5 protein-coding genes are annotated in these 4,738 nt (G+C 64.2%); all 5 read right to left on the bottom strand.

The window, feature by feature from the left end; translation table 11 throughout:
• Positions 1–1,230: nitrate/nitrite transporter (locus tag EOA29_RS25425; RefSeq protein WP_145969791.1), on the bottom strand; the 1,230-nt coding region annotated here is incomplete at its 3' end.
• Between the two features lie 64 nt (positions 1,231–1,294).
• Positions 1,295–1,474 (bottom strand): hypothetical protein, encoded by a 180-nt coding sequence (locus EOA29_RS25430; RefSeq protein WP_126092924.1) that lies wholly within the window; start codon positions 1,472–1,474, stop codon positions 1,295–1,297.
• A gap of 384 nt (positions 1,475–1,858) precedes the next feature.
• Positions 1,859–2,656 (bottom strand): ABC transporter ATP-binding protein, encoded by a 798-nt coding sequence (locus EOA29_RS25435; protein ID WP_126092925.1) that lies wholly within the window; start codon positions 2,654–2,656, stop codon positions 1,859–1,861.
• A 10-nt stretch (positions 2,657–2,666) separates the two neighbouring features.
• Complete coding sequence (ntrB, locus tag EOA29_RS25440) at positions 2,667–3,557, bottom strand: nitrate ABC transporter permease (RefSeq protein WP_126092926.1); 891 nt, start codon at positions 3,555–3,557, stop codon at positions 2,667–2,669.
• Between the two features lie 103 nt (positions 3,558–3,660).
• Positions 3,661–4,738, bottom strand: a 1,078-nt coding sequence (locus tag EOA29_RS25445; RefSeq protein ID WP_127221781.1) for a CmpA/NrtA family ABC transporter substrate-binding protein, incomplete at its 5' end; no start/stop codon positions are given.

Consider the following 4,738-nt stretch of genomic DNA (forward strand, 5'->3'; position numbering starts at 1 on the left):
CATCCAGACCAGGCACGAGACGACGATGAGGAAGAGCAGCATGAAGCAGCTCGACCAGACGCCGGTGAGGTCGTTCAGCGCGCCGAAGGCGATCGGCAGGATGAAGCCGCCGAGGCCGCCGATCATGCCCACCACGCCGCCGACCGCGCCGACGCTCTGCGGATAGTAGACCGGGATGTGCTTGTAGACGGCGGCCTTGCCGAGACTCATGAAGAAGCCGAGCACGAAGGCGACGGCGATGAAGGCGAGCGGGCCGATCTCGAAGTGGAAGGGGATCGGCCCGCTGATGCCGCGCACGACGTAGTCTGCCGAGGGGAGAGACAGAACGAGAGTCGCGACGGCACAGACCGTGAAGGTCCAGTAGAGCACGGTACGGGCGCCGATGCGGTCGGAAAGCACGCCGCCATAGGCGCGGAAGATGCTTGCGGGAATTGAATAGGCGGCGCCGATCATGCCGGCGGTGGCGATGCCGAAACCGTAGACGCCGATGAGGTAGCGCGGCAGCCAGAGCGACAGCGCCACGAACGCGCCGAAGGAGAAGAAGTAGTAGAAGGCGAAGCGCCAGACCTGCAGGTTCTTGAGCGGCGCGAATTCCTGCCAGAAGCTTCTCGCGGGCGCTGCCTTGCCGGCGCGGCGCTCGCGGATGACCGGATCGTCGCTGGTGGTTAACCAGAACGCGACGGCCATGATGACCAACGCGGCCGCCCAGATCAGCGCGACCGACTGCCAGCCCCAGGAAAGGAGCACGAACGGCGCCAGGAACTTGGTGACCGCGGCGCCGACATTGCCGACACCGAAGATGCCGAGCGCGGTGCCTTGTTTGCCGGCCGGGAAGAAGCGCGAGACATAGGCGACGCCGACGGCGAAGGAGCCGCCCGCGAGCCCGACGCCGAGGGCCGCGATCAGCATCTGCTCATAGGTGTGCGCAAAGCTGAGCAGGAAGGTCGCGACCGCCGCGGCGAGCATGGTCATGGTGTAGACCAGACGTCCGCCGTAGCGGTCGGTCCAGACGCCGAGCACGATGCGCACGAGCGAGCCGGTGAGGATCGGCGTGCCGACCAGCAGGCCGAACTCGGTCTCGTTCAGGCCGAGCTCCTGCTTTATGCGCACGCCGATGATGGAAAAGATCGTCCACACCGCGAAGCAGACGGTGAAGGCGATGGTGGACATGACGAGCGCCTGCCGGGGAGCACTGTCCTGGCTTGGCGCGGCTGGGAGATTTGCGGTCATCTTGGGCTCCGGTTTGCGGCGTGGGAGGCACCGCGCGTTGTGTTGGTCAGAGGCGCGGCATCGGTCAGCGCGGCGAGACCGGGACTTGCGCGGTCACTTGCGGACTCTTGCCCTCGGTTTCGTGATTGGCCGGGAACAGCAGGAGCGCCGCGGTGAACAGCACCGCCGTCAGGACGCTGCTGGCGATAAAATCGCGGCGCGTGAAATCCTTGAGGGTTGTCGCAGTTCCGATCCGTTTCGTCATCTTCGTCTCCGCCTGGCGCCGCCTGGGATCGGCGCCGTCGTTTTTCGTGTTCGGTCCAAAACAAAAAAGCTGCCGTCCAGGTCTTGCGTCCGTACATCCGGGATCGCGTGTCGACCTGAGCGGCAGCTTTGCCTGTGGCGCCCACCATTGGACGCCTGTGTCTCTTGGCCCTTGCGGGCCTGCATTCTCAAAAGCAGGAAGCGTGCCAATTCGACAGCGCTCTAAATTATCTAATGAAATCAAAACGAAGACGTTGTCGTGCGACTTTTGACCAAGCCCGGCAGCGGATCAAAGATTAGTCAGAATGCCTTGCAGGGCAGCATAATATTTGTGCAATGCGGTAGATTGCCTATTGTCAATGCGGTGCGCTTTTCGGTCATGGCCTTACTCCGCCGCTTCGACGAAGCGGTGGCGTTCATAGAGGAACTTCAGCACCGCCTCGCGGCAGCGCAGGAAGGTGCTGTCGGAGGCAAGCTCGATGCGTCGGCGCGGCCGGGCGAGCGGCACCGGAAGCACCTCGCCGATGGTGGCCGCCGGGCCGTTGGTCATCATCACGATGCGGTCGGACAGAAGCACCGCCTCGTCGACATCATGGGTGATCATGATCATGGTCGAGCCCAGCCTGGCGTGGATGTCCATCACCGCATCCTGGAGATGGGCGCGGGTCAGCGCGTCGAGCGCGCCGAAGGGCTCGTCGAGCAGAAGGATCTTCGGCTCCATTGCGAGGGCGCGCGCAATGCCGACGCGTTGCTTCATGCCGCCCGATATCTCGGCCGGGCGCTTGTCCCTGGCATGCGCCATCTGGACGAGGTCGAGGTTGCGCATGATCCAGTCATGCCGCTCGGCCCGGCTTTTTGTCTGGCCGAAGACCTTGGACACGGCGAGGTTGATGTTCTCGTAGACGGTAAGCCAGGGCAGCAGCGAGTGGTTCTGGAAAACCACGGCGCGCTCCGGTCCGGGGCTGTCGACCTCCCTGTTCTCGAGCAGCACGGCGCCCTTGGAAACCTTGGTCAGCCCGGCGATCAGGTTGAGCAAGGTCGACTTGCCGCAGCCGGAATGGCCAATGATGGAGACGAACTCGCCAGCATCGATGGTGAGCCTGATATCCTTCAGCACCTCGCTGAACTGGCCGCCACGAGAGAAGGATTTGTCGATATGGTCGAGCTTCAGATAGGCGGTCATGGCGCCGTCCTCACTTTGCCGTTGTGCCGCGGGTGACGAAGGCGCCGATCGCCGCAACCAGCCGGTCGAGGCAGAAGCCGGTGACGCCGATATAGACGAGCGCGACAATGATGTCTGGCAGCCGCGAGGAATTCCACGCGTCCCAGATGAAGAAGCCGATGCCGACGCCGCCGGTAAGCATCTCGGCGGCGACGATGGCGAGCCAGGAGAGCCCGATGCCGATCCTGAGGCCCGTGAAGATGTAGGGCGCGGCGGCCGGCACCATGATCTTGAAGAAGAACTCGAGCTGGTTGAGCCGCAGGATGCGGGCGACGTTGCGGTAGTCCTCCGGGATGTTGCGGACGCCGACGGCGGTGTTGATGATCACCGGCCAGATCGAGGTGATGAAGATCACGAACAGCGCCGACGGGTTGGAGTCGCGAAAGGCGGCGAGAGACAGCGGCAGCCAGGCGAGCGGTGGTACGGTGCGCAGGATCTGGAAGACCGGATCGAGACCGCGCATCGCCCAGACAGACTGACCGACCAGGGCGCCCAGCGCAACGCCAACCACCGCCGCCATGCCGAAGCCGATGGCGACGCGCTGCAGCGAGATCAGCACTCGCCAGGCGAGGCCTATGTCCTGCGGGCCATTGTCGAAGAACGGATGGGCGATCAGGTCGTAAGCCTCGTTCCACACCTGGCTCGGCGGCGGCAGGCTGGCCGTCGGCGAAGAGCAGGCCACCTGCCAGACGACGAGCAGGACGAGGATGACGACGGCCGGCGGTACCAGTGCCGTCGCCAGCCGGCCGACAATGGCCGTGAGGTCGATGCGGCGCCGCGCTTTTGCGGTGAAGGCAATCACCTCGGCGGGCTTCGCAGGAAATGCCTTCACCTTGGTGTCCTCGACGGTTTGGATGGACATGTCGTGGAAAATCTCCGTGGGGCAGTCCGGTGGAGCGACAACGGCGCGAGCGCCGTTGCGCTTGGGTTGCGCTGCGACAAACGGCGCAATGCGCCGTTTGCGCTTAAGCCGATGCCTTGATCTTCAGGCTGTCGAGATAGGCGGACGGATTGGCCGGATCGAAGGTCTTGCCGTCGAAGAAGGTCTCGACGCCGCGCGAGGGCGATTGAGGGATGTCGCCTGCCGCGACGCCCAGATCCTTCGCCGCCTCGCGCCAGAGATCCTCACGGTTGACCTGGTCGACCAGCGCCTTGATGTCGGTGGTCGGCGCCAACTTGCCCCAGCGGATGTTCTCGGTGAGGAACCAGGCATCATGGCTCTTGAAGGGATAGGAGACCCCACCCTTCCAGAACTTCATGTAGAGGTCGGTGCCCTTGGCGACGCGGTCGTTGCCGTAGTTGATGTCGCCCTTGAGGCGGCCGATGATGTCAGCAACGGGCACGTTCATCCATTGCCGCTTGCCGATGATCGAGGCCATCTCCTCCTTGTTCTCCATGGCCTCGCACCATTGCTGGGCTTCCATGACGGCCATCAGGATTGCCTTGGTGGCGTTGGGGTATTTGTCGATGAAGGCGGCGCGCAGGCCGAGCGCCTTTTCCGGATGGCCCTTCCACAACTCGCCGGTGGTGGCGGCGGTGAAGCCGATGCCCTGGTGAACAAGCTGTTCGTTCCACGGCTCGCCGACGCAGAACACGTCCATGTTGCCGACCTTCATGTTGGCCACCATCTGCGGCGGCGGAACGACGATGGTGGAGACATCCTTGTCGGGATCGATGCCGCCGGCGGCCAGCCAGTAGCGCAGCCAGAGGTCGTGCGTGCCGCCCGGGAAGGTCATGGCCGCCTTCACTTCCTTGCCGGCGGCCTTCTTGGCGGCGAAGGCCTCCTTCAGTTTGGACGCGTCGAGGCCGACACCGGTGGCGGCGTATTCCTGAGCAACGGAAATGCCCTGGCAGTCGTAGTTCAGCCGCGCGACGATCCCCATCGGCAGCGGCTGGTTGTTCTGGGTCACCTTGCCGGTGTGCATGAGGTAGGGCATCGGCGTCAGGATGTGGGCGCCGTCGATGCCGTTGGCTTCGCCGCCAAGCACAAGATTATCGCGCGTAGCGCCCCAGGAGGCCTGCTTCAGCACCTCGACATCGGGC

Source organism: Mesorhizobium sp. M1E.F.Ca.ET.063.01.1.1 (assembly GCF_003998155.1).
GTDB lineage: Bacteria > Pseudomonadota > Alphaproteobacteria > Rhizobiales > Rhizobiaceae > Mesorhizobium.